The 20,026-nt window shown below is 72.5% G+C and carries 15 protein-coding genes; 6 read left to right on the top strand and 9 right to left on the bottom strand.

Features of this window, described 5'->3' with window-relative positions; translation table 11 throughout:
- Positions 1-12: 12 nt before the first annotated feature.
- A complete protein-coding gene (gene cobN / locus ABD073_RS04215) occupies positions 13-3,681 on the top strand; it encodes a cobaltochelatase subunit CobN (RefSeq protein ID WP_343872585.1) in 3,669 nt (1,222 codons plus the stop codon).
- 43 nt (positions 3,682-3,724) lie between these two features.
- Here the strand turns inward: cobN and ABD073_RS04210 are convergent, their stop codons facing one another.
- From ABD073_RS04210 to ABD073_RS04190, 5 genes are read right to left on the bottom strand one after another with little or no spacing between them, the layout of a single operon-like run.
- Entirely contained in the window at positions 3,725-5,869 is a 2,145-nt protein-coding gene (locus tag ABD073_RS04210; RefSeq protein WP_343872584.1) for a VWA domain-containing protein, read from the bottom strand.
- Complete coding sequence (locus tag ABD073_RS04205; RefSeq protein WP_386751659.1) at positions 5,869-6,723, bottom strand: energy-coupling factor ABC transporter ATP-binding protein; 855 nt, start codon at positions 6,721-6,723, stop codon at positions 5,869-5,871. The genes ABD073_RS04210 and ABD073_RS04205 overlap by 1 nt, the downstream gene beginning before the upstream one ends.
- Before the next feature lie 2 nt (positions 6,724-6,725).
- Positions 6,726-7,496, bottom strand: coding sequence for a cobalt ECF transporter T component CbiQ (gene cbiQ / locus ABD073_RS04200; RefSeq protein ID WP_343872583.1), 771 nt, complete (start codon positions 7,494-7,496; stop codon positions 6,726-6,728).
- The gene (locus tag ABD073_RS04195) at positions 7,477-7,833 is read right to left on the bottom strand and encodes an energy-coupling factor ABC transporter substrate-binding protein (protein WP_343872582.1); all 357 of its coding nucleotides are present in this window, start codon (positions 7,831-7,833) and stop codon (positions 7,477-7,479) included. The genes cbiQ and ABD073_RS04195 overlap by 20 nt, the downstream gene beginning before the upstream one ends.
- Positions 7,826-8,509 carry an energy-coupling factor ABC transporter permease gene (locus tag ABD073_RS04190; protein WP_343872581.1) on the bottom strand — a complete coding sequence of 228 codons (684 nt, stop codon included), beginning with the start codon at positions 8,507-8,509 and terminating at the stop codon, positions 7,826-7,828. Before ABD073_RS04190 ends, ABD073_RS04195 begins: the two co-directional genes overlap by 8 nt.
- 310 nt (positions 8,510-8,819) lie before the next feature.
- On the opposite strand from ABD073_RS04190, the gene ABD073_RS04185 reads away from it, so the two are divergent.
- The gene (locus ABD073_RS04185) at positions 8,820-10,673 is read left to right on the top strand and encodes an MBL fold metallo-hydrolase RNA specificity domain-containing protein (protein WP_343872579.1); all 1,854 of its coding nucleotides are present in this window, start codon (positions 8,820-8,822) and stop codon (positions 10,671-10,673) included.
- 598 nt (positions 10,674-11,271) lie between these two features.
- Here ABD073_RS04185 and ABD073_RS04180 read toward each other — a convergent pair.
- Together ABD073_RS04180 and ABD073_RS04175 are read right to left on the bottom strand one after the other, a co-directional pair.
- Positions 11,272-12,321 (bottom strand): NAD(P)-dependent alcohol dehydrogenase, encoded by a 1,050-nt coding sequence (locus ABD073_RS04180; RefSeq protein ID WP_343872578.1) that lies wholly within the window; start codon positions 12,319-12,321, stop codon positions 11,272-11,274.
- Between the two features lie 171 nt (positions 12,322-12,492).
- Positions 12,493-13,362: a hypothetical protein gene (locus ABD073_RS04175; protein ID WP_343872577.1), complete on the bottom strand. Its 870-nt coding sequence runs from the start codon at positions 13,360-13,362 to the stop codon at positions 12,493-12,495.
- A gap of 154 nt (positions 13,363-13,516) precedes the next feature.
- Between ABD073_RS04175 and ABD073_RS04170 the strand changes: the two genes are divergently transcribed.
- Positions 13,517-14,161, top strand: coding sequence for a class I SAM-dependent methyltransferase (locus tag ABD073_RS04170; RefSeq protein WP_343872576.1), 645 nt, complete (start codon positions 13,517-13,519; stop codon positions 14,159-14,161).
- 130 nt (positions 14,162-14,291) lie between these two features.
- On the opposite strand, the gene ABD073_RS04165 is transcribed toward ABD073_RS04170, so the two are convergent.
- Positions 14,292-17,054 carry an MGH1-like glycoside hydrolase domain-containing protein gene (locus tag ABD073_RS04165; RefSeq protein WP_343872574.1) on the bottom strand — a complete coding sequence of 921 codons (2,763 nt, stop codon included), beginning with the start codon at positions 17,052-17,054 and terminating at the stop codon, positions 14,292-14,294.
- Positions 17,055-17,185: 131 nt separating this feature from the next.
- On the opposite strand from ABD073_RS04165, the gene ABD073_RS04160 reads away from it, so the two are divergent.
- From ABD073_RS04160 to ABD073_RS04150, 3 genes are all read left to right on the top strand, one after another.
- A complete protein-coding gene (locus ABD073_RS04160; protein ID WP_343872795.1) occupies positions 17,186-17,917 on the top strand; it encodes a DUF72 domain-containing protein in 732 nt (243 codons plus the stop codon).
- Positions 17,918-17,998: 81 nt separating this feature from the next.
- Positions 17,999-18,631, top strand: a complete 633-nt coding sequence (pdxH, locus tag ABD073_RS04155; RefSeq protein WP_343872573.1) for a pyridoxamine 5'-phosphate oxidase — start codon at positions 17,999-18,001, stop codon at positions 18,629-18,631.
- The gene (locus ABD073_RS04150; protein WP_343872572.1) at positions 18,628-19,050 is read left to right on the top strand and encodes an NUDIX domain-containing protein; all 423 of its coding nucleotides are present in this window, start codon (positions 18,628-18,630) and stop codon (positions 19,048-19,050) included. The genes pdxH and ABD073_RS04150 overlap by 4 nt, the downstream gene beginning before the upstream one ends.
- Positions 19,051-19,153: 103 nt before the next feature.
- Here ABD073_RS04150 and ABD073_RS04145 read toward each other — a convergent pair whose 3' ends face one another.
- Entirely contained in the window at positions 19,154-20,005 is an 852-nt protein-coding gene (locus ABD073_RS04145; protein WP_343872571.1) for a PadR family transcriptional regulator, read from the bottom strand.
- Between the last annotated feature and the right edge of the window lie 21 nt (positions 20,006-20,026).

Below are 20,026 nucleotides of genomic sequence, written 5' to 3'. Positions count from 1 at the left end.
GGAGACGCCGCCGTGCGCATCGCCCTGCTGTCCACGTCCGACACCGACCTGCTGAGCGCCCGCGCCAGCGGCGCCGACTGGCTGCTGGCCAACCCGGGCCGGCCTGCCCACCAGCAGCTCCTCGAGCAGGTGGCCGCCTGCAGCATCGTCGTGGTGCGCCTGCTGGGCGGCCCGCAGGACCTGTGCCCGGGCTTCGAGCAGATCGCCGGCAGCGGCCTGCCCCTGCTGGTCCTGGGCGGTGAGCAGGCCCCCAACCCGGAGCTCATGGAACTCAGCCGCAATGTGCCGCCGCGGGTCGTCGCCGAGGCCCACCGCTACCTGGCCCAGGGCGGGGCCGAGAACCTCGACAACCTGCACCGCTTCCTCTGCGACACCCTGCTGCTCACCGGCGAGGGCTTCGAGCCGCCCGTCGAGCTGCCCGTCTGGGGTGAGCTGGAGCGCCCGGCGCCCGACCCCTCCACCGCGCCCGCGGCGACGCTGGCCGACGGCAGCCCGGTGCGACCCCGCGTCGGCGTGCTCTTCTACCGCGCCCAGCAGGCGGCCGGGAACACCGCCTACGTGCAGTCCCTGTGCGAGGCGATCGACCAGGCCGGTGGCATCGGTGTCGCCATCTTCGCCACCTCCCTGCGTGATGCTCCCGACGACCTGCTCGCCCACCTCGGCAGCCTCGACGCGCTGGTCACCACCGTGCTGGCCGCGGGCGGCACCCGGCCCGCCGCGGCGCAGGCCGGCGGTGACGACGAGGCCTGGGACGTGCACCAGCTGGCCAACCTCGACATCCCCATCATCCAGGGCCTGTGCCTGACCTGGAGCCGTGCCGACTGGGAGGCCTCCGAGGACGGCATGAGCCCGCTCGACGTCGCCACGCAGGTGGCGGTGCCCGAATTCGACGGTCGCCTGATCTCCACCGTCTTCTCCTTCAAGGAGACCGGCGAGGACGGCCTGCCCCACTACGTCGCCGATCCGGAACGCTGCGCCCGGGTGGCCCGCACGGCCGTCAACCACGCACGCCTGCGCCAGATCCCGCCCGCCGAACGACGCATCGCCCTGGTGCTGTCCGCCTACCCCACCAAGCACTCCCGGATCGGCAATGCGGTGGGCCTCGACACGCCGGTGTCCACCATTCGCCTGCTGCGCGCCATGGCCGAGGCCGGCTATGACCTGGGCGAGCCCGGCGCCATCCCCGGCCTGGGCGAGCTGGAGCCCGTCGACGGTGAGGACCCGGACACCACCGCCGGCAATGCCTTCATCCACGCGCTGATCGCCGCCGGAGGGCAGGATCCGGACTGGTTGAGCCAGCAGCAGGTCGAGGGCTTCCAGGTCCGGATCCCGGCCAGCACCTACCGGCAGTGGTTCGGCGAGCTGCCCGAACAGCTGCGCGAGCAGATGACCGAGGCCTGGGGCGAGGCGCCCGGCACCCTCTACGTCGACGACTCCGGCAACGAGCCGCACATCGTGTGCGCCGCGCTGGTGAGCGGCAATGTGGCGATCCTGGTGCAGCCGCCCCGCGGCTTCGGGGAGAACGCGATCGCCATCTACCACGACCCGGACCTGGCCCCCACGCACCACTACATCGCCACCTACCGCTGGCTGGAGCAGACCTTCGGCGCCCATGCCGTGGTCCACGTCGGCAAGCACGGCAACCTGGAATGGTTGCCCGGCAAGAAGGCGGCCCTGTCGGCCGGCTGCGGCACGGACGCGGCGCTGGGTTCGATGCCGCTGGTCTACCCCTTCCTGGTCAACGATCCCGGCGAGGGCACCCAGGCCAAGCGTCGGGCGCACGCCACGATCGTCGACCACCTGGTGCCGCCGATGGCGCGCGCCGAGAGCTATGGCGACATCGCCCGGCTGGAGCAGCTGCTCGACGAGTACGGCAACGTCTCCGCCATGGACCCCGCCAAGGCCCCCGCGCTGCAGGGCGAGATCTGGACCCTGCTGCGGGCCGCCAGGATGGACCAGGACCTGGGCGTCGAGAACCGCCCCGAGGGCGAGGCCTTCGACGACATGGTGGGCCAGATCGACTACCACCTGTGCGCCATCAAGGACGTGCAGATCCGCGACGGCCTGCACGTGCTCGGCCAGGCGCCCGAGGGCGAGGGCCTGGTGAACCTGGTGCTCGCCATGCTGCGCGCCGGACAGATGTTCGGCGGCCGCACCGACGGTGTGCCCGGGCTCCGCAGCGCACTCGGCCTGGCCGACGACGCCGGCACCCAGGAGACCGACCGGGTGGAGGCCCTCGCCCACGAGCTGGTGCAGCGCATCGCCGACACCGGCTGGGACGCCTCCCGCGTCGAGGAGGTGGTGCAGGCCGTCACCGGTGCCCCCAATACCGGTGCCGCGGCCTCGCTGGGCTTCGCCTGCACGGAGGTGGTGCCGCGCCTGGCCGCCACCACCCGCGAGATCGGGCAGGTGCTGCACGCCCTCGACGGCGGCTACATCGAGGCCGGCCCCTCGGGCTCGCCGCTGCGCGGGCTGGTGAACGTGCTGCCCACCGGCCGCAACTTCTACTCCGTCGACCCGAAGGCGATCCCCTCCCGGCTGGCCCACCAGACCGGCCAGGCGATGGCCGACTCGCTGCTGCAGCGCCACCTGGACGAGACCGGCGCCTACCCCACCTCGGTGGGGCTGAGCGTCTGGGGCACCAGCGCGATGCGCACCAGCGGCGACGACATCGGCGAGGTGCTGGCCCTGCTGGGGGTGATGCCGGTCTGGGACGAGCAGTCACGGCGTGTGATCGGGCTGGAGGTGCTCTCCCTGGAGGAGCTGGGACGCCCCCGCATCGACGTGACGGTGCGCATCTCGGGCTTCTTCCGCGATGCCTTCCCCCATGTCATCGCCCTGCTGGACGACGCGGTGCGGATGGTCGCCGAGCTGGACGAGCCCGTCGAGCAGAACCACGTGCGGGCCCACATGCTGGCCGATGCGGCCGAGCACGGCGACGAGCGGCGCGCCCGCACCCGGATCTTCGGCTCGAAGCCGGGCAGCTACGGCGCCGGCATCCTGCAGCTGGTGGAGTCGGGAGGCTGGCGCGACGACGCTGACCTGGCCGAGGTCTACACCGAATGGGGCGGCTTCGCCTACGGCCGCGACCTGGACGGGGCGCCCGCCAAGGACGACATGCAGCGCAACTACCGTCGCATCCAGGTGGCGGCGAAGAACATCGACAACCGCGAGAGCGACATCCTCGACTCCGACGACTACTTCCAGTACCACGGCGGCATGGTGGCCACGGTGCGTGCGCTGACCGGGGCGGAGCCGAAGGCCTATGTGGGCGACTCCACCGCCCCGGAGGCGGTGCGCACCCGCACCCTGGGCGAGGAAACGAACCGCATCTTCCGCGCCCGGGTGGTGAACCCGCGCTGGATCGCGGCGATGCAGCGGCACGGCTACAAGGGGGCCTTCGAGCTGGCGGCCACCGTCGACTACCTGTTCGGCTTCGACGCGACCGCCGGCGTGGTCCCCGACTGGATGTACGACAAGCTCGCCCACGAGTACGTGCTCGACGCCGACAACCAGGCCTTCATGCGCCATGCCAACCCGTGGGCGCTCCAGGGGATCGTCGAGAAGCTGTCCGAGGCCGCCGAGCGCGGCCTGTGGGAGAAGCCCGATCCCGAGGTGATGGCCGCCATGCAGCAGGTCTACCTGGACGTCGAGGGCGACCTGGAGGACGACCAGGTCTGAGAGGCGGCCCGGCCCTGGCCCCGGCCCCGGCCTCAGGCCGGGGTCAGCCGGCGGCCGGCACCGGCCGGGTGTGGCGCCCGACGGTGCTGGTCAGCGCGTCGGCGGTGACCTCGGCCACGGCCAGGTGCTCGGCGCCCAGGTGGGCGGCGAGCCGGCGCGCCAGGCCCAGCCGCATCGGGCCGGCCTCGCCGTCCACCACGACGCTGGTGATGCCGGTGCCGGCCAGGTGGTCGGCAGCCTGCAGGGCACGGGCCACCGCCTCCGTGCCGCTGTTGGCGCGGCCGTCGGTGACCACCACCAGCAGCGGACGGGTGCGGGGATCGCGCAGTTTCTCCCGGCGCAGCACCCGAGCGGCCTCCAGCAGCCCCTCGGCCAGCGGGGTGCGGCCGCCGGCGGGCAGTTCGTCGAGCCGGGTGGCGGCGATGTCGATGCTGCGGGTGGGCGGCAGCGCCAGGTCGGCGCCCTGGCCGCGGAAGGTGACCAGGCCCACCCGGTCGCGGCGGCGGTAGGCGTCCAGCAGCAAGCTGAGGATGGCGGTCTTCACCTGCACCATCCGCTTGCGGGCGGCCATCGAGCCGGAGGCGTCGACGCAGAAGAGCACCAGGTTGGCCTCGCGCCCCTCGCGCACCGCCAGCCGCAGGTCCTCGCCCCGCAGCTCCAGCCGGCCGGGGCCGGGAGCGCGGCGGTTGCCCTGCTCACCGGCCGCGGCGCGCAGCGTCTCCACCAGGTGCAGCGAACCGGGGCCGGTGTCGGGGCGGCGGGCACCGACCCGTCGGCCGTCACTGGTGACCGCGCGGCTGCGACGCCCCGAGGCCCCCTCCCCCAGTCCCCGAACGGTCAGCAGCCGGGGCCGCGGGCTGGGGCGGCCGGCCCGGTCCACCCGTTCCGGGGCCAGCCCCACGGCGGGCCGCTCCTGCTCGCCCCGGTTTTCGACCTCTCGATCCTGCGGCTCGCCCGGCTCCTCGCGGGCCTCGGGCTGGTCGCGCCCGTCGAGCGGTCGATTTCCGGGGTCGTGGGCAGCAGAAGGGTCCTGGGGCTCGCCCGAGGTCTGCTCCTGAGCGTCGTCGGGCTCGGCGGGCTGCTCCGGGCCCTGGTCGGGACCGTCCTCGGGGCCGCCGTCCGGGCCCTGCTCCGGGGGCTCGGGGTCGCTGGGGTCGTCATCGGGCGGCAGCTCGTCGCCCAGCAGCTGGTCCAGCAGGTCGGTGTCCAGGCCGGGGGCGTCGAAGGGATTGCGGCGGCGCCGGTGCGGCAGGGCGAGCAGGGCGGCCTGCCGGATGTCGGCGCGGGTCACCTCCTCGCGGCCCTGCCAGGCGGCGTGGGCGACGGCGGTGCGGGCGGTGACGATGTCGGCGCGCAGCCCGTCCACCTCGAAGGCGGCGCAGACCTCGGCGATCTTGCGCAGCGCGGCACTGCCCAGCCGCACCCGGTGCACCCGGTCCATGGCCTCGGTGACCCGTCGGGTGAGTTCCTCGTCGCTGGCGCGGTAGCGCTCGGCGAAGGCCTCGGGGTCGTCGTCGTGGGCCATCCGGCGGCGCACCACCTCCGCGCGACGCTCCCAGTCACGCGGGGCGGCCACCTCGACGGTGAGGCCGAAGCGGTCCAGCAGCTGGGGCCGCAGCTCGCCCTCCTCGGGGTTCATGGTGCCGATCAGCACGAAGCGGGCGGCATGGGTGATGGAGATGCCGTCGCGCTCCACGGTGGAGGTGCCCATGGCGGCGGCGTCGAGCAGCAGGTCGACCAGGTGGTCGTGCAGCAGGTTCACCTCGTCGACGTAGAGGATGCCGCGGTGGGCGCGGGCCAGCAGGCCGGGCTCGTACTCGACGCGGCCGGCCGCCAGCGCGCTCTGCAGCTGGATCGAGCCGAGCACCCGGTCCTCGGTGGCCCCCACCGGCAGCTCCACCAGCCGCACGGCTCGACGGGCGCGGGGCGTGGTGGCGTCGAAGGGACCGTCGGGGGAACTGGCCCGCGGATCGGCCGGGTCGATGCTGAACCGGTCGCCCTCGTAGACCTCGAGCGGGGGCAGCACGGCGGCCAGGGCGCGCACGGCGGTGGACTTGGCGGTGCCCTTCTCACCGCGCACCAGCACGCCGCCGATGGCGGGGCTGATGGTGGTGAGCACCAGGGCCAGGCCCATCGGTTCCAGGTCGTCGCTCTCGCAGCCGACGATGGCGGTGAAGGGATAGCTCATCAGGCCCTCCTGGGGGTGGGGTCGGCGCCGGCCGGGGAGCCGGCCAGCAGGTGGTACAGGTCGTCGAGGGTGCGGGGCGCACCGGGCAGGTGCAGCCGGGCGGCGAGCTCCAGCGGCCAGGGCCGGTGCAGCCGGGCGCGCTGCAGCAGCTCGCCGTCGGCCAGCAGGTCGGTGGGCGCCCCTTGGTGCACCCGGCCGTCCAGCACCACGGCCACCTCGTCGGCCCAGGCCAGGGCCAGGTCGACGTCGTGGGTGGAGAGCAGGACGGTGGTGCCGGCGGTGTGCAGCCGCTCCAGGGCGGCCAGCAGCTCGTGGACGCCCACCGGGTCGAGGCCGGCGGTGGGCTCGTCGAGCAGCAGCACCTCGGGCCGCATCGCCACGGCGCCGGCGGTGGCCACCCGCTTGCGCTCGCCGTGGGAGAGCTGGTGGGTGGGGCGGTCGGCCAGGGCCTCCAGACCCAGCAGCGCCAGCGCCTCGGCCACCCGTTCGCGCACCTCGGACTCGGGCAGGCCCAGGTTCATTGGGCCGAAGGAGATGTCGGCGCGCACGTCGGCGCTGAAGAGCTGGTCGTCGGGATCCTGCAGCACCAGCTGAACCCGGCGACGGTGCTCCCGCAGCCCGGCGCGGGAGTGCTCCAGGGCCGCGTCGGGGCGCTGCACGCTTCCCGGCCAGGGCCGGTGCGCGCCGGACAGGCAGCGCAGCAGGGTGGTCTTGCCGGAGCCGTTGGCGCCCAGCAGGGCGGTGCGGCGACCGCGCGGCAGCTGCAGGTCGGCGCCGTCCAGCACCCGATGGCTGCCGTGGCCGGCCACCAGGCCGCGGGCGGCGAGCACCGCGGGCGCCGTCGTCGGGAACACGCTCACCGGGCGACCACCCAGCAGCAGGCCCAGATGGCGGCCAGCACCGCCACGACGCCGAGCCGCAGCGGGTGTGAGGCGGCCGGCGCCTGCTGCAACGTGGGCAGCGGACCGGTGTAGCCGCGTCCCGCCAGGCCGTCCTCGAGCCGTCGCGCCCCCTCCCAGGAGCGCACCAGCACGGAACCGACGGTCGCACCGCTGGTGGCCAGCCGCCGACCCAGCGGGGCGGCATCACCCAGCCGGGCGTGCTGCGCCTCGCGGATGGTCAGGACGCTGGCCAGCAGCACCCACAGCAGCCGGTAGGTGAGCCCGGCCACCTCCACCAGCGGGGCGGGCAGGTGACAGCGGCGGGCCCAGGCCAGCAGGTCGCTGATCGGGGTGGTGGTGGCCAGCAGCACCATCGCCAGGGCGCCGGCGACGGAGTGGGCGGCCAGCTCGGCGGCACGTCGCAGGCTGGCCCCACCCACCGAGAAGGGGCCGCGCTGCCACCAGGCGTCGACGGGAGTCCCGCCCACCTGGACCGCGACGGGCAGCACGCCCACCGCGACGAAGGCCAGCGGTGCGGCCACCACCAGCGCCAGCACGCGCGGTCTGACCCGGGCGGACAACAGCATCAGGCCGAGCGCGGCCAGCGCCACCAGCAGGCAGCCGGGCCAGGCGGGGGCGAGCAGGGCGGTGAGCACCAGCCCGAGGCTCAGCACCACCTTCTCCCCCACCTGGTGGCGACGCCAGGACGAGGCCCAGGCCGCGTCGTCAAGGACGCTCGCGTGCACCGTCGTCCACCTGCTCCGGCACGACGGGGGCAGGGCGTCGGGCGCTGCGACGGCCCCGCAGGTTGCCCAGGGCGTAGCCGAGCACCCCGCCGCCGAGGGCGGCCTGGAGGGCGAACAGTCCGGACTCGATCTCGCTGCTGCCGGGCTGGAAGACCGAGCTGAACCAGGGCTCGACCCCCTGCTCCTCGAGCACCTCGGTGACCGCGGCATCCGTGCCACCGAAGGATTCCCCGTCGCCGGAGGGCTTGGGGGCCAGGGCGAGGCAGAGGGCGAAGATGGCGACGATGGCCAGCAGCAGGCCGACCACCTTCCATCGGGAGGCAGTGCGCTCAGACATGGGCCACCCCCTGCTGGGTGGCGGTCACGCCGAGCCGGCGCAGGTCCTCGGGGGCGACGCGGGCCAGGAAGCCCATCACCAGGATGCCGAGCAGGCCCTCCATCACGGCCAGCGGGATCTGGGTCAGCGCGAAGAGGGAGAGGAACTTGGCGGCGGAGCCCGCGATGCCGGTGGAGGCGTCGGGGTAGGCCAACGCCAGCTGCAGCGAGGTGACGCAGTAGGTGGCCAGGTCGGCGACGAACATGGCCGCGAAGACGGCGGCCCAACCGGGCAGGTGGAGCCGCTGGGACAGCCGGTAGGCGCCGTAGCCCAGCCAGGGTCCGGCGACGGCCATCGAGAAGACATTGGCGCCGAGCGTGGTGATGCCGCCGTGGGCCAGCAGCAGGGCCTGGAAGAGCAGCACCACCGTGCCGAGGAAGGCCATCACGGGTGGTCGGAAGAGGATCGCGCCCAGGCCGGTGCCGGTGGGGTGCGAGGAGGAGCCGGTGACCGAGGGCAGCTTGATGGCCGAGAGGACGAAGGTGAAGGCGCCGGCGGCGGCCAGCAGCAGCTTGTTCTCGGGATTCCTGCGCGACTCGGCGATCACGGCGCGGGCACCGTGGACGACGAAGGGTGCGGAGGCGGCGTACCAGATGGCGCACTGGACGGGCGGCAGAAAGCCTTCTGCGATGTGCATGGAGTCTCCTTCACGAGATGGCGCGTCTCGTTGGTCGGAACCTCGACGGGGGAGTTCCTGACTCCCGTCGCCCGTGGGCGACGATCACAGTGGCGCGACCGTGCCGGCTCATCCGGCTTCCTCGCACCCGTCGGGGTGTCGTTGTGCAGTTGTGACGCCGGGGCGTCTGCCGCCCATCCTGCCACAGGCTCCGGTGGCCGGCTGCAGGCCGGGCGGCCGGTCCGTCGACGTGAAGCTGGCAAGCTGGTGAACCTTCTCGCATTCCCTTCCCCGCACGCCCCGGGAGGGTCACAGTGGTGGCATGGCACAGATGACACTGACGTTCCTTGGTGCCGCGGGCACCGTCACCGGATCCAAGCACCTGGTCACCATCGGGGATCGCAGGGTGCTGGTCGACGCAGGCCTGTTCCAGGGCGAGAAGCGGTGGCGGGAGATGAACTGGGCGAAGTTCCCGGTGGATCCCGGATCGATCAGCGACCTGCTGCTCACCCACGCCCACCTGGACCACTGCGGCTACATCCCGGCGCTGGTCAAGGCCGGTTTCCGGGGCACCATCTGGTGCACACCGGACACCATCGAGCTGGCCGAGATCGTGCTGATGGACTCCGCCCACCTGCAGGAGCAGGACGCGAAGGATGCCGCCGAGGGCGGCTGGTCCAAGCACAACCCGCCGCTGGCGCTGTACACGCAGGAGGACGTGCAGACCACCATGCGGCTGTTCCGGCCGATCGACTTCGACGTCGACGTGGACCTGCGCGAGGGCCTCATGGTGCGGCTCACCCGGGCGGGGCACATCCTGGGCTCGGCCTGCGTGAACCTGACCCACGAGGGCCGCTCCATCCTCTTCTCCGGAGACCTGGGCCGCCACGACCATCCGGTGCTGAAGCCGCGCGGGGTGCCGCAGGGTGCCGACCACGTGCTGATGGAGTCCACCTACGGCGACCGGGAGCACCCGGAGCCCGAGGGGCTGCCCCACGAGGAGTTCGCCGAGACCATCCGACGCACCGTGGCCCGCGGCGGCTCGGTGCTGGTGCCCGCCTTCGCGGTGGACCGCACCGAGGCGGTGCTCAAGGTGGTCACCGAGATGCGCAAGGCCGGGCGGATCCCGGAGGTGCCGGTCTTCGTGAACTCCCCGATGGCGCTGGCCGCGCTGAAGGTCTACCGCAGCTCCGAGGAGCTGCGTCCCGACATCCACGTCGACGACTTCACCGACCTGAAGGGGCTGCGTGAGGTGACCTCGGCGGAGGAGTCGATGGCGCTGAACGACCCGAAGTTCCCCTGCATCATCATCAGCTCCTCGGGCATGGCCACCGGCGGCCGGGTGGTGCACCACCTGGAGCACATGCTGCCCGACCCGCGGCACTCGGTGGTGCTGACCGGCTACCAGGGCGCGGGCACCCGCGGACGGATGCTGCTGGACGGCGCCAAGGAACTGAAGATGCACGGCCGCTACGTGCCGGTGCGGGCCACGATCGTGCAGGACAAGGAGTTCAGTGTCCACGCCGACTGCTCCGACCTGCTCGACTGGCTGCGCGACCTGCCCCGCAAGCCGCGCACCGTCTACCTGGTGCACGGCGAGCCGGACTCCGCCGAGGCGCTCAAGCAGCGCATCGTGACCGAGTTCGGCATCACCTGCGTGGTCCCGCGACACGGCGAGGTGGTCTCGGTGGAGGCCGGGGCGGCGCAGCCGGCCCCCGAGGTGCCCACCCCGGACCACGTCGGCAGCCCGGTGGTGGTGCCGCCGGCCACGACGACGCCTGCCCCGTCGGCGAGCGGCGGGCTGACCACGCTGCAGCTGGCCAACCGGATGGCGCGGGCGCTCGAGTCCGGCGACGGTGCTGCCCTGGCGCAGGTGCTGGCCGGGCCGGTGCTGGTGGACGGCGCGACGGCGGACACCTCCGTCTGGGCGCAGGAGCTGCGCGGCTTCGAGCTGGTGGACCTGGTGGACGCCGGCCGACGGGCGGTGGCCCGGGGACTGGCCGCCGGCCGCGAGGTGGTGCTCTTCCTCTCGCTCGACGGCGGCCGGATCACCGGCGTCGAACAGGTGGGCGGCCCGAGGCCCGCCTCCCCCGGCTCGTCGGTCCTTGGGGGATCGGCGCCCCAGCCAGCGCCGCAGGCACCGGACTCACCTGTGGACCGGGCGCCCGCGGGGCAGGAGGACTGAGGCTCCCCGGGGCTGGTGAAAAATCGCGACGAAAACGGGGGTCGGATTGGATTATCCAATCCGACCCCCGTTTTGGGCCTGATTTTTCATTCGTCTTGATCGGTGGCCTCACCGCAGCAGCGGCACCCGCGGCTGATCACGGCCGTTCGCTCGTCATCGCCCCTGTTGCAGCAGCCGTGATGAGCACCGTCAGGCCGTGATCCCGAGGCAGGCGCCGCGATGGCGAGTGCCCGGGGGTCCGAGGGGGTCGTCTCCCGAGCCCTTCCTGACACGAGCGCAGCTCCGAGCCAGCGAGGAGCGAGGCGCGCGAGTGCCCGGGGGTCCGAGGGGGTCGTCTCCCGAGCCCTTCCTGACACGAGCGCAGCTCCGAGCCTGCGAGGAGCGGGGCGCGCGAGTGCCCGGGGGTCCGAGGGGGTCGCCCCCCGAGCCCTTCCTGACACGAGCGCCGCTCCGAGCCTGCGAGGAGCGGGGCGCGCGAGTGCCCGGGGGTCCGAGGGGGTCGCCCCCCGAGCCCTTCCTGACACGAGCGCCGCTCCGAGCCAGCGAGGAGCGAGGCGCGCGAGTGCCCGGGGGTCCGAGGGGGTCGTCCCCCTCGCGATCAGAACGTGCTGGTGTCGATCACGTAGCGGTAGCGGACCTTGGACTCCACGACCTTGTCGTAGGCCTCGGTGATCTGGTCGCCGGAGATGACCTCGACGACGGGGGCGATGCCGTGCTCGCCGCAGAAGTCGAGCATCTCCTGGGTCTCGGCGATGCCGCCGATGTTGGAGCCGGCGAAGATCTTGTTGCCGATGATCAGGCTGAAGACGGCGACGTCGACCGGCTTCTCGGGCGCGCCGACGTTGACCAGCGCGCCACCCACCTTGAGGGTGCCGAGCAGGGCGTCGACGTCGTAGTCCGCACTGATGGTGGACAGCACCATGTCGAAGGTGCCCCTGAGCTTCTTGAGGGTGCCCTCCTCGCTGGTGGCGTAGTAGTGGCTGGCGCCGAACTTCTTGCCGTCGGCCTCCTTGCTCATGGTCTGGCTGATGACGCTGACCTCGGCGCCCATGGCAGCGGCGATCTGCACGGCCATGTGCCCCAGGCCACCCATGCCGACCACGGCCACCTTCTTGCCCTCACCGGCACCCCATCGCTTCAGCGGGGAGTAGGTGGTGATGCCGGCGCACAGCAGCGGCGCCGCCTTCTCGAAGGGGATGGAGTCCGGGATGCGCAGCACGTAGTCCTGCTCCACGGTGATGCCCTGGCTGTAGCCGCCGTCGGTGGGCTTGCCGTCGCGGCCGGTGGAGGCGTAGGTCATGACGACGGGCTTCTCGGTGGAGGTGCAGAACTGCTCCTCACCCTGCTGGCAGTACTCGCACTCGCCGCAGGAGTCGACGAAGCAGCCGACGCCGACCTTGTCGCCCACCTGGAACTTGGTGACCTCGGAGCCCACCTGGGTGACGATGCCGGCCAGCTCGTGGCCGGGGACCAGCGGGAAGTTGACCGGGCCCCACTCCTCGCGGGCGGTGTGGATGTCGGAGTGGCAGATGCCGGCGTACTTCACCTGGAAGAAGACCTCGGTGGGTCCGGGCTCGCGGCGGGTGATGGTGGTCTTGTGGAACTGGCAGTTCTTGTCGTCGGTCGCGTAGGCGAGGACCTCGGGCATGTGCTTCTCCTTGAGGGAAAGGAATCTGTCTGTCCCCCATTGTTGCGCGCCGCGACGCCGGCCCGACAGGGCCTGCCAGTACTCCGCCCGGGCCACGAGTCCGCCCACGGACGTGCTACGGCCCGGCGGGAGCGGCAACCCAAGACCCGACCAGCACCTGGCGGCAGGGCCTCAGCGCTCGACGTCGGGCTGCGGCTCGAGGTCGTCCTTGGGCAGTCGGACGGGCGCCTGCGGCGTCGTGCGGGCGGGCGCCGGGGTGGCCAGCGAGCAGTTCGGCTTCGCGCCGGGAGCCGGGCCGAACTCCTTGCCCTTGAAGACGGTGCTCTTCACGTGCTGGTAGTAGGGCGCGAACTTCTTGTCCTGGTAGGGATTGTCCTTGGCGCAGCGGGCCACGTAGTAGCCGATCACCTCGGAAAAGTTCTCGTTCAGGTTGTAGGCATAGGGGCCGAAGTTGCCGCCCCGCGCGTAGAGCCGGTTGAAGCCGTTGTAGGAGGCCTGCGCCTGCGGGCTACGGGAGTAGGCATGGCCCAGCTCGTGCACCAGGATCCGCACCAGGCGTCCCTTGTCTCCGCCCTGGTAGGCCTGCTGCCACTTCGCGAAGTCGAGGGTGAGCGCCCCGGGGCGGGTCAGGCCCCAGTCGCCCCAGGCCCAGCTGCGGGTGGGGGCGGCGTTCAGATCGATCTTCGGGTTGTTGCGACGGATCACGTCGAGGTAGTCGGTGCAGTTGAGCCCGTCGAGGGTCTCCCAGACGATCCGCACGATCCCGGCATTGGCACCCGCATCCCAGCCGCCGCCCACCAGCTTCATGCCGCTGAAGGCCTGCAGCTGGCGTCGCACCTCGGCGGGCGTAGCGCCCTCGGGGTAGGCGTGGTTGGCCCTGCAGGGCGTGGGGATGCCGGTGACCGGGTTGCCGGTGGTCGCGGCGCGCGCGGCCTTGGTCGGCTGCTCGGTGGGCAGTGCCCCGGCCGTCGGGAGCACTGCGGACAGGCCGGCGGTGAGCGCGGCAATCGCCGTGGTGACACGGATTGCGCTGCGAGCCACGGGCCCCTCCTGACGATGCCGAGAAGTGCTGCGTTGAGCAGTTTCTCAGGCAGAACGGCCGAAACCAAACCGGCGGCCCTCGTCTGCACCCGCCCTTGAGGGCTCGCTCGGGACTCGCGGACGCGGCGTCGGCCCATCGCCTACCCTCGCCTGCATGAGCGAGCACCAGCACTCCGGACCCGTCCACGACCCGCACTCCGCCGCCGGCTGGGAAGCCCGCTATGCCGACGAGCCGGTGTGGAGCGGCAACCCCAACGGGGCCCTGGTGGCCGAGGTCACCGGCATGACGCCCGGTCGGGCCCTGGACGTCGGTTGCGGCGAGGGAGCCGATGCCGTCTGGCTGGCTGAGCACGGGTGGGAGGTCACCGCCCTGGACATCGCCGGCAATGCGGTGCACCGCACCCTGGCCGCGGCGCGCGAGCGCGGGCAGCAGGTGGGCGGCGTGATCGCACCCTTCGCCGAGGCCCTGCTGGACGGCCCCTATGACCTGGTCAGCTGTCAGTACCCGGTGCTGGCCCGCACCGCCGACGGCAGCACCGAGGAGAAGCTGCTGGACCTGGTGGCGCCGGGCGGCACCCTGCTCTTCGTGCACCATGCCGACATCGACCCCGAGCACGCCCGCGCCGGCGGCTGGGACCCGGAGGCCTTCCTGCAGCCCGCCGACGTGGCTGCCCTGGTGAGCGCGCACCCGCAGTTCACGCTCGAGCGCGAGGAGCGCCGCGACCGCCATGTCAGCAGCGGGAACGGCGCCGGCCACCACGTCGACCTGGTCGTGCGGGCGCGACGACTGCCCGCCTGATCCGCCCCGACCGTCCAGGCTCGGCGGCAGATCAACCCGGATCCGCCACGATCGCGCCGCCAGGGTCCGGAACGGGGCCCTGGGGCGCAGACCCTGGCGGATCCGGGTCGGCGCTCAGTGCTGCGATGCCTCAGTGCTGCGAGGCGTCGGTGGGCTGGTCGTGGGCCACGGGCGTCGAGGCCACGGCCTGGTCGGCGGGCTGGTCCGGGTCGGCCGGGCGCTTCGAGTCGCTGGCCGGGCGGCAGATCAGGTGGGCCACCATCGCGGTCCAGCCGGTCTGGTGGGAGGCGCCCAGGCCGGTGCCCACGTCGCCGTCGAAGTACTCACTGAAGGTGGGGTGCTCGTCCCACAGCGGCCCGGTGGGGATGTCGCGCTGCTGGCCGGGGCGACGGCCGTCGGGGCCGGGACGGAAGAGGTCCAGCATCCGCTGCTCCAACCGCTCGGCGGCCTCCAGCAGGCTGATCCGGTGACCCGAGCGGGTGGGGAACTCCACCTGCAGCTTGTCGCCGCCCACGCCCAGGGCGCGGTGGCGCAGGGCGTCGGCGATCAGCGTGTTCAGCGGGAACCAGATCGGGCCGCGCCAGTTGGAGTTGCCGCCGAACATGCCGTCCTCGCTCCAGCCGGGGGTGTAGCGGATGTGCATGTCCTGGCCGGCCAGCTGCAGGGTCATCCCGTCGCGGTAGGCGGCCGAGAGGGAGCGGATGCCGTAGGGCGCGAGGAACTCGTCCTCGTCGAAGAGCCGCTCCAGCAGGCGCGGGTAGCGGTCCAGGTCCACCAGGCTGAGGGTGAGCTCGCCGAGGTCGTCCTTGCCCTGGCCGGCCTCGGTGAGCATGTAGCGCATCATCTCGGGACGGTTGCGCTTGAGCCAGGCACGCCGCTCCTGCAGCTCCGGCACCCGGCCGGGCAGCTGCCGCGGCGAGTTGGCCACCGCCAGCAGCGGCACGAAGCCCACCAGCGAGCGGACCGTCACCGGCGTCACCGCGTCCTGGTCGTCCACCAGGATGTCGTAGAAGAAGCCGTCGGCCTCGTTCCACAGGCTCTCGTGGCGGCCGCCGAAGTTCTCCACCGCCTGGGTGATGGACAGGAAGCGCTCCAGGAAGGTGGTGGCCGCATCGCCCCAGGCCGGCTGGGTCACCGCGAGCTCCTGCGCGATCCGCAGCATGCACAGGCAGGTGAAGGCGATCCAGCTGGTGGCATCCGACTGCTCCAGCCGCTGGCCGTCGGGCACCTGGTTCGAGCGGTCGAAGACGCTGATGTTGTCCATGCCCAGGAAGCCGCCCTCGAAGAGCTCGTTGCCGGCCTCGTCCTTGCGGTTGACCCACCAGCCGAAGTTGAGCAGCAGCTTGCTCATGATCCGGGTCAGGAAGTCGGTGTCGGTGCGCCCGTCGGCGACGTAGACCAGCCAGGCCGCCCAGGCGTGCACCGGCGGGTTCACGTCGCTGAACTTCCACTCGTAGGCGGGCAGCTGGCCGTCGGGGTGCTGGGCCCACTCGCGGCAGAGCAGCAGCAGCTGTTGCTTGGCGAAGGCCGGGTCGATGTGGGCGATCGCCACGCAGTGGAAGGCCAGGTCCCAGGTGGCGAACCAGGGGTACTCCCAGTCGTCGGGCATGGAGATCACGTCGGCCAGGTCCAGGTGGCTCCAGCCGGCATTGCGGGCCCAGGGCTCGCGACGCTCCGGCGGCGGCACCGGCCCGGCCGGGTCGCCCTCCAGCCATTCGGTGACGCTGTAGCGGTAGATCTGCTTGTTCCAGTTCAGGCCCGCGAAGGCGCGACGGGCGATGTGGCGGTCCACCTCGTTGGTCTCGGCGGGGATCACCGCGGCGTAGAACTCGTCGGCCTCGGCGCGGCGCTTGTCCAGGGTGGCCTGGAAGTCCGGGCCGAAGGGCTCGGAGGGCCCGTCGCCGTCGGACAGCCGCAGCCGCACCGTCACGGTCTCGCCGGGCTGGACCGCCTCGAAGAAGTAGTCGAAGGCCACCTTGGTGCCGTTCGGGTCCGGGCTGAGCAGGCTGTCGTCGCCGTGCACGATCGCCCGGTCCACCGCCGACTTCGGGAAGGGGGCGGTGTTCTCGGCGGCACCGAAGGCGGCCACCTCGTCGGTCTCGTTGTCGCACCAGAGCACCCGCGGGGCGCCCTCGGCGGACAGGGTGTGGCGGTTCAGCCAGGCGTGCTCGGCCACCACCTGGACGAAGTTGCGCTCCTGCTCGGTCTGGGTCTGCTGCATCGAGGCACGGCGCTTGTCGCGGCCCCAGACCCAGGTGTTGCGGAACCACAGCTGCGGCACCAGGTGCAGCGGCGCGGCCTCGGGGCCGTGGTTGGTGGCGGAGTAGGTGATGCAGATGTCGCCGGAGTCCACCTTGGCGTGGGTGGTCACCACGTCGAAGAAGCGGTTCTCGTCCAGCACGCCGGTGTCGGCCAGCTCGAACTCGTCGACGTCGTAGCCCCGCTCGCGGTTGGCCTCGCGCAGCTGCTGGTAGGGGAAGGCGGCCTGCGGGTAGCGGTAGAGGTGCTGGGCCCAGGAGTGGGTGGGGGTGGCGTCCAGCGCCCAGTAGTACTCCTTGACGTCCTCGCCGTGGTTGCCCTCCGGTCCGGTGAGGCCGAACCAGCGCTCCTTGAGCCGGTCGTCGTGGGTGTTCCACAGCGCGACGGCCAGGTTGAGGAAGCCGTAGCGATCGGTCAGGCCGGCGATGCCGTCCTCGCCCCAGCGGTAGCCCCGGGTGTGCGCCTGGTCGAAACCGAAGGCATTCCAGGCGTCGCCGTCGGCGCTGTAGTCCTCGCGGACGGTGCCCCACTGCCGGGCGCTCAGGTAGGGACCCCAGCGGCGCCAGGCCGAGTCCTGGGAGGAGGAGGTGGCCAGCCGCTGGCCCTCCGCGGTCTTCGCAACGCTCTCGAGCATGTCTCGAGCCTCTCAACCGCTGTGGCCTCGATGCCAATGCCTGCGGCAAGTTCAGCCATCAGGGGAAAGCCCGCCGACGAATCACTGGCGGCCCTGTGCGCCGTGCCGGGCGAGGTGGCAGCGTGGTGGCCATGGTGGAGGTCCGGATCGGCACGTCGGGGTGGAGCTATGACCACTGGGAGCACGTGCTCTACCGGCCCGGACTGCCCGCCCGGGAGCGGTTGGCGGCCTACTGCGCCGAGTTCGACACCGTGGAGCTGAACGCCTCCTTCTACCGCTGGCCCCGAGAGGCCTCCTTCGCCTCCTGGCACCGCCGGCTGCCGCCGGGTTTCCTGATGACGGTGAAGGCACCGCGGGGGCTCAGCCACGCCAAGCGGCTCTTCGCCCCGGAGACCTGGACCGGCCGGATCGAGGCGGGGATGCACGCGCTGGGCGATCGGCGCGGCACCCTGCTGGTGCAGCTGCCGCCCACGCTGGAGCGCGACGACGCACGGCTGGACTGGTTCCTGGCGGGGCTGCCGCCGTGGATCACCGCTGCGGTGGAGTTCCGCCACGCCTCGTGGAACTGCGAGGAGGTCTACGGGCTGCTGGAGCGACGCGGCGCGGTGCACGTGGTGACCAGCGGCGCCGGCCTGCCGTGCGTGCTGCGCGCCACCCACCAGCTGGTCTACCTGCGGCTGCACGGGCCCGACGAGCACTGGCTCTACGGCGGCAGCTATTCCGACGAGTCGCTGGGCTGGTGGGCCGACCGGATCCGGGAGTGGACCTGGCAGAGCCGTTCGGTGCACGCCTACTTCAACAACGACGGCGACGGGAATGCGGTGCGCAATGCCCGCACCCTGAAGTGGATGCTGGGCATGTGAGCCGGCGGCGACCCCTCAGCCCGGTTCGGGCGCCACTCCCCTGCCCAGCTCCGCCACGAGGCACGGTCCTAGGATCGGCTCATGGACATCCGAGACATGCGTCGCGACTACATGGCCGGCCCGCTGGAGGAGTCGGCCGCCCCGGCAGAGCCGCTCGAGCTCTTCGACCGGTGGTTCACGCAGGCCACCGAGAGCCAGGTGGTCGACGCCAATGCGATGACCCTGGCCACGGTGGGGGCCGACGGCCGCCCGTCGGCGCGGATCGTGCTGGTCAAGCAGTTCGACGCCGACGGCGTGGTCTTCTTCACCAACTACGACTCCCGCAAGGGCCGCGAACTGGCCGGTGACCCGTTCGCCGCACTGCTCTTCCACTGGCGCGAGCTGGACCGCCAGGTGCGCATCGAGGGCCGGGTGGAGCAGGTGGAGGCCGCCGTCTCCGACGAGTACTTCGCCTCCCGCCCGGTGGCCTCCCGGATCGGGGCCTGGGCCTCGCCGCAGAGCCAGGTGATCGCCGGTCGCGAGGTGCTCGAGGCCAATGAGCGGGCCGCGGCGGAGCGCTTCGGCGACGAGGTGCCGCGTCCGGCGCACTGGGGCGGTTTCCGCCTGGTGCCCGATCGCGTCGAGTTCTGGCAGGGGCGACCGAGCCGGCTGCACGACCGGCTGCGCTACCAGCTCGTCGACGGCGCCTGGCAGCGCGACCGGCTCGCCCCGTGAGCCGCGAGAAGCGCGAGGACCGTCCGGACCGCGCCGCGGCGGTGCTGCTGGACGAGGGCAGGGTGCTGCTGATCCGCCGCACCAAGCCGGGTGAGGACTACCTGGTGGTGCCCGGCGGCAAGGTGGAGCCGGGCGAGAGTCCGGAGCAGGCGTGCCGTCGCGAGGTGCTGGAGGAGGTCAACCTCACCGTCGAGGTGGGTGAGCTGCTGGACGACTTCCGCGACGAGGGCCGCACCCAGTTCTTCTTCCGGGTGCGCCGCACCGGCGGCCGGGTGCGGCTGGGCGATGGGCCGGAGCGTGCGCGGGCCGGAGCGGAGAACGGCTACGAACCGGTCTGGGTGCCGGTCTCGGAACTGGACGAGCACGAGCTGCGCCCGCGCGAGGCGCGCCGGATCATCGAGCGCGCCGCCGGGGACTGAGCCCGCCACACCAGGCGCGGCCCTTGCAGACATGGCGAGGCGCCCCCGTCCTGCGACAGGGGCGCCTCGTGCTGTGTGATGGCTCGCGTCGAACGCGGCAATCTCAGGCCTCCGCGTCGCCGGCCAGCAGCCGGTAGACGTCCTTGCGGGCCTTCTCCAGGATCTTGCGGGCGGCCTCCACCTGGTCGGCATCGCCGGTGACGACCACCTGCTGCACGGCCATGCCGAGCTGGTGCATGTCACCGCGCACGTCCAGGAAGCCGCGGTGCGGCTCGGCGACCTTCTCCCAGGGCTTGCCGATCTGCTCGGCATGCTCCTCGACGTGCTGGCGACCGGCCTCGGTGAGGCGGAAGACCTTCTTGCCCTCGGCCTCGGAGGGCTCGATCAGGCCTTCGTCCTCCAGCAGCCCCAGGGCCGGGTAGATGGAGCCCGCGCTGGGACGCCACAGCCCGTTGGACTTCTCCGCGATCTGGCTGATCATGCCGTAGCCGTTCAGCTCCTGCTCGGCGAGCAGGGCCAGCACGGCATTGCGCACGTCGCCGCGACGACCGCGACCGGGGCCACGGCGTCCGCCGCGGCCGCCCCGCGGGCCACGCCCCTCGCCCATCGGGCCCAGGTCCAGCCCGCCCATCGGGCCGCCGAAGCCGGGGCCCATGCCCTCGGCACCGAAGCCGGGCCCACCGTGGTGGCCGCGTCCGCGGCCCCGGCGCTGCTCCCGACCCTCGCCGCGACGCTCGTCACGGCGATCCTCGCGACCATCGGGGAAGCCCCCGTGGCCCTCGTCGAAGGGATGACCGCCGTGACGGTCACCGCCCCAACCCTCACCGCCGGGGCGCTGGCCGCCCTGGCCGGCATGACGACCGCCCCGGCGGGGCCAGCCGTCCTGGTGTCCACGTCGACCGCTGCGGTCGGCTCGTCGCTGTTCGACGTTCTCGAAATCGTGGTGGTTCTTCATGGTGTGCTCCTTGAAAGCTGT

This window comes from Luteococcus peritonei (assembly GCF_039526385.1).
Lineage (GTDB): Bacteria > Actinomycetota > Actinomycetes > Propionibacteriales > Propionibacteriaceae > Luteococcus > Luteococcus peritonei.
The sequence above is the reverse complement of the archived record's forward strand: the minus strand, read 5'-3'. Positions and strand labels throughout refer to the sequence as shown.

Coding starts and splice junctions, on each gene's coding strand:
- ABD073_RS04185 (WP_343872579.1), top strand. CDS start 8,820: ATGACACTGACGTTCCTTGGTGCCGCGGGCACCGTCACCGGATCCAAG.
- ABD073_RS04170 (WP_343872576.1), top strand. CDS start 13,517: ATGAGCGAGCACCAGCACTCCGGACCCGTCCACGACCCGCACTCCGCC.
- ABD073_RS04160 (WP_343872795.1), top strand. CDS start 17,186: ATGGTGGAGGTCCGGATCGGCACGTCGGGGTGGAGCTATGACCACTGG.
- ABD073_RS04210 (WP_343872584.1), bottom strand. CDS start 5,869: ATGAGCTATCCCTTCACCGCCATCGTCGGCTGCGAGAGCGACGACCTG.
- ABD073_RS04165 (WP_343872574.1), bottom strand. CDS start 17,054: ATGCTCGAGAGCGTTGCGAAGACCGCGGAGGGCCAGCGGCTGGCCACC.
- pdxH (WP_343872573.1), top strand. CDS start 17,999: ATGGACATCCGAGACATGCGTCGCGACTACATGGCCGGCCCGCTGGAG.
- ABD073_RS04190 (WP_343872581.1), bottom strand. CDS start 8,509: ATGCACATCGCAGAAGGCTTTCTGCCGCCCGTCCAGTGCGCCATCTGG.
- ABD073_RS04145 (WP_343872571.1), bottom strand. CDS start 20,005: ATGAAGAACCACCACGATTTCGAGAACGTCGAACAGCGACGAGCCGAC.
- ABD073_RS04180 (WP_343872578.1), bottom strand. CDS start 12,321: ATGCCCGAGGTCCTCGCCTACGCGACCGACGACAAGAACTGCCAGTTC.
- ABD073_RS04195 (WP_343872582.1), bottom strand. CDS start 7,833: ATGTCTGAGCGCACTGCCTCCCGATGGAAGGTGGTCGGCCTGCTGCTG.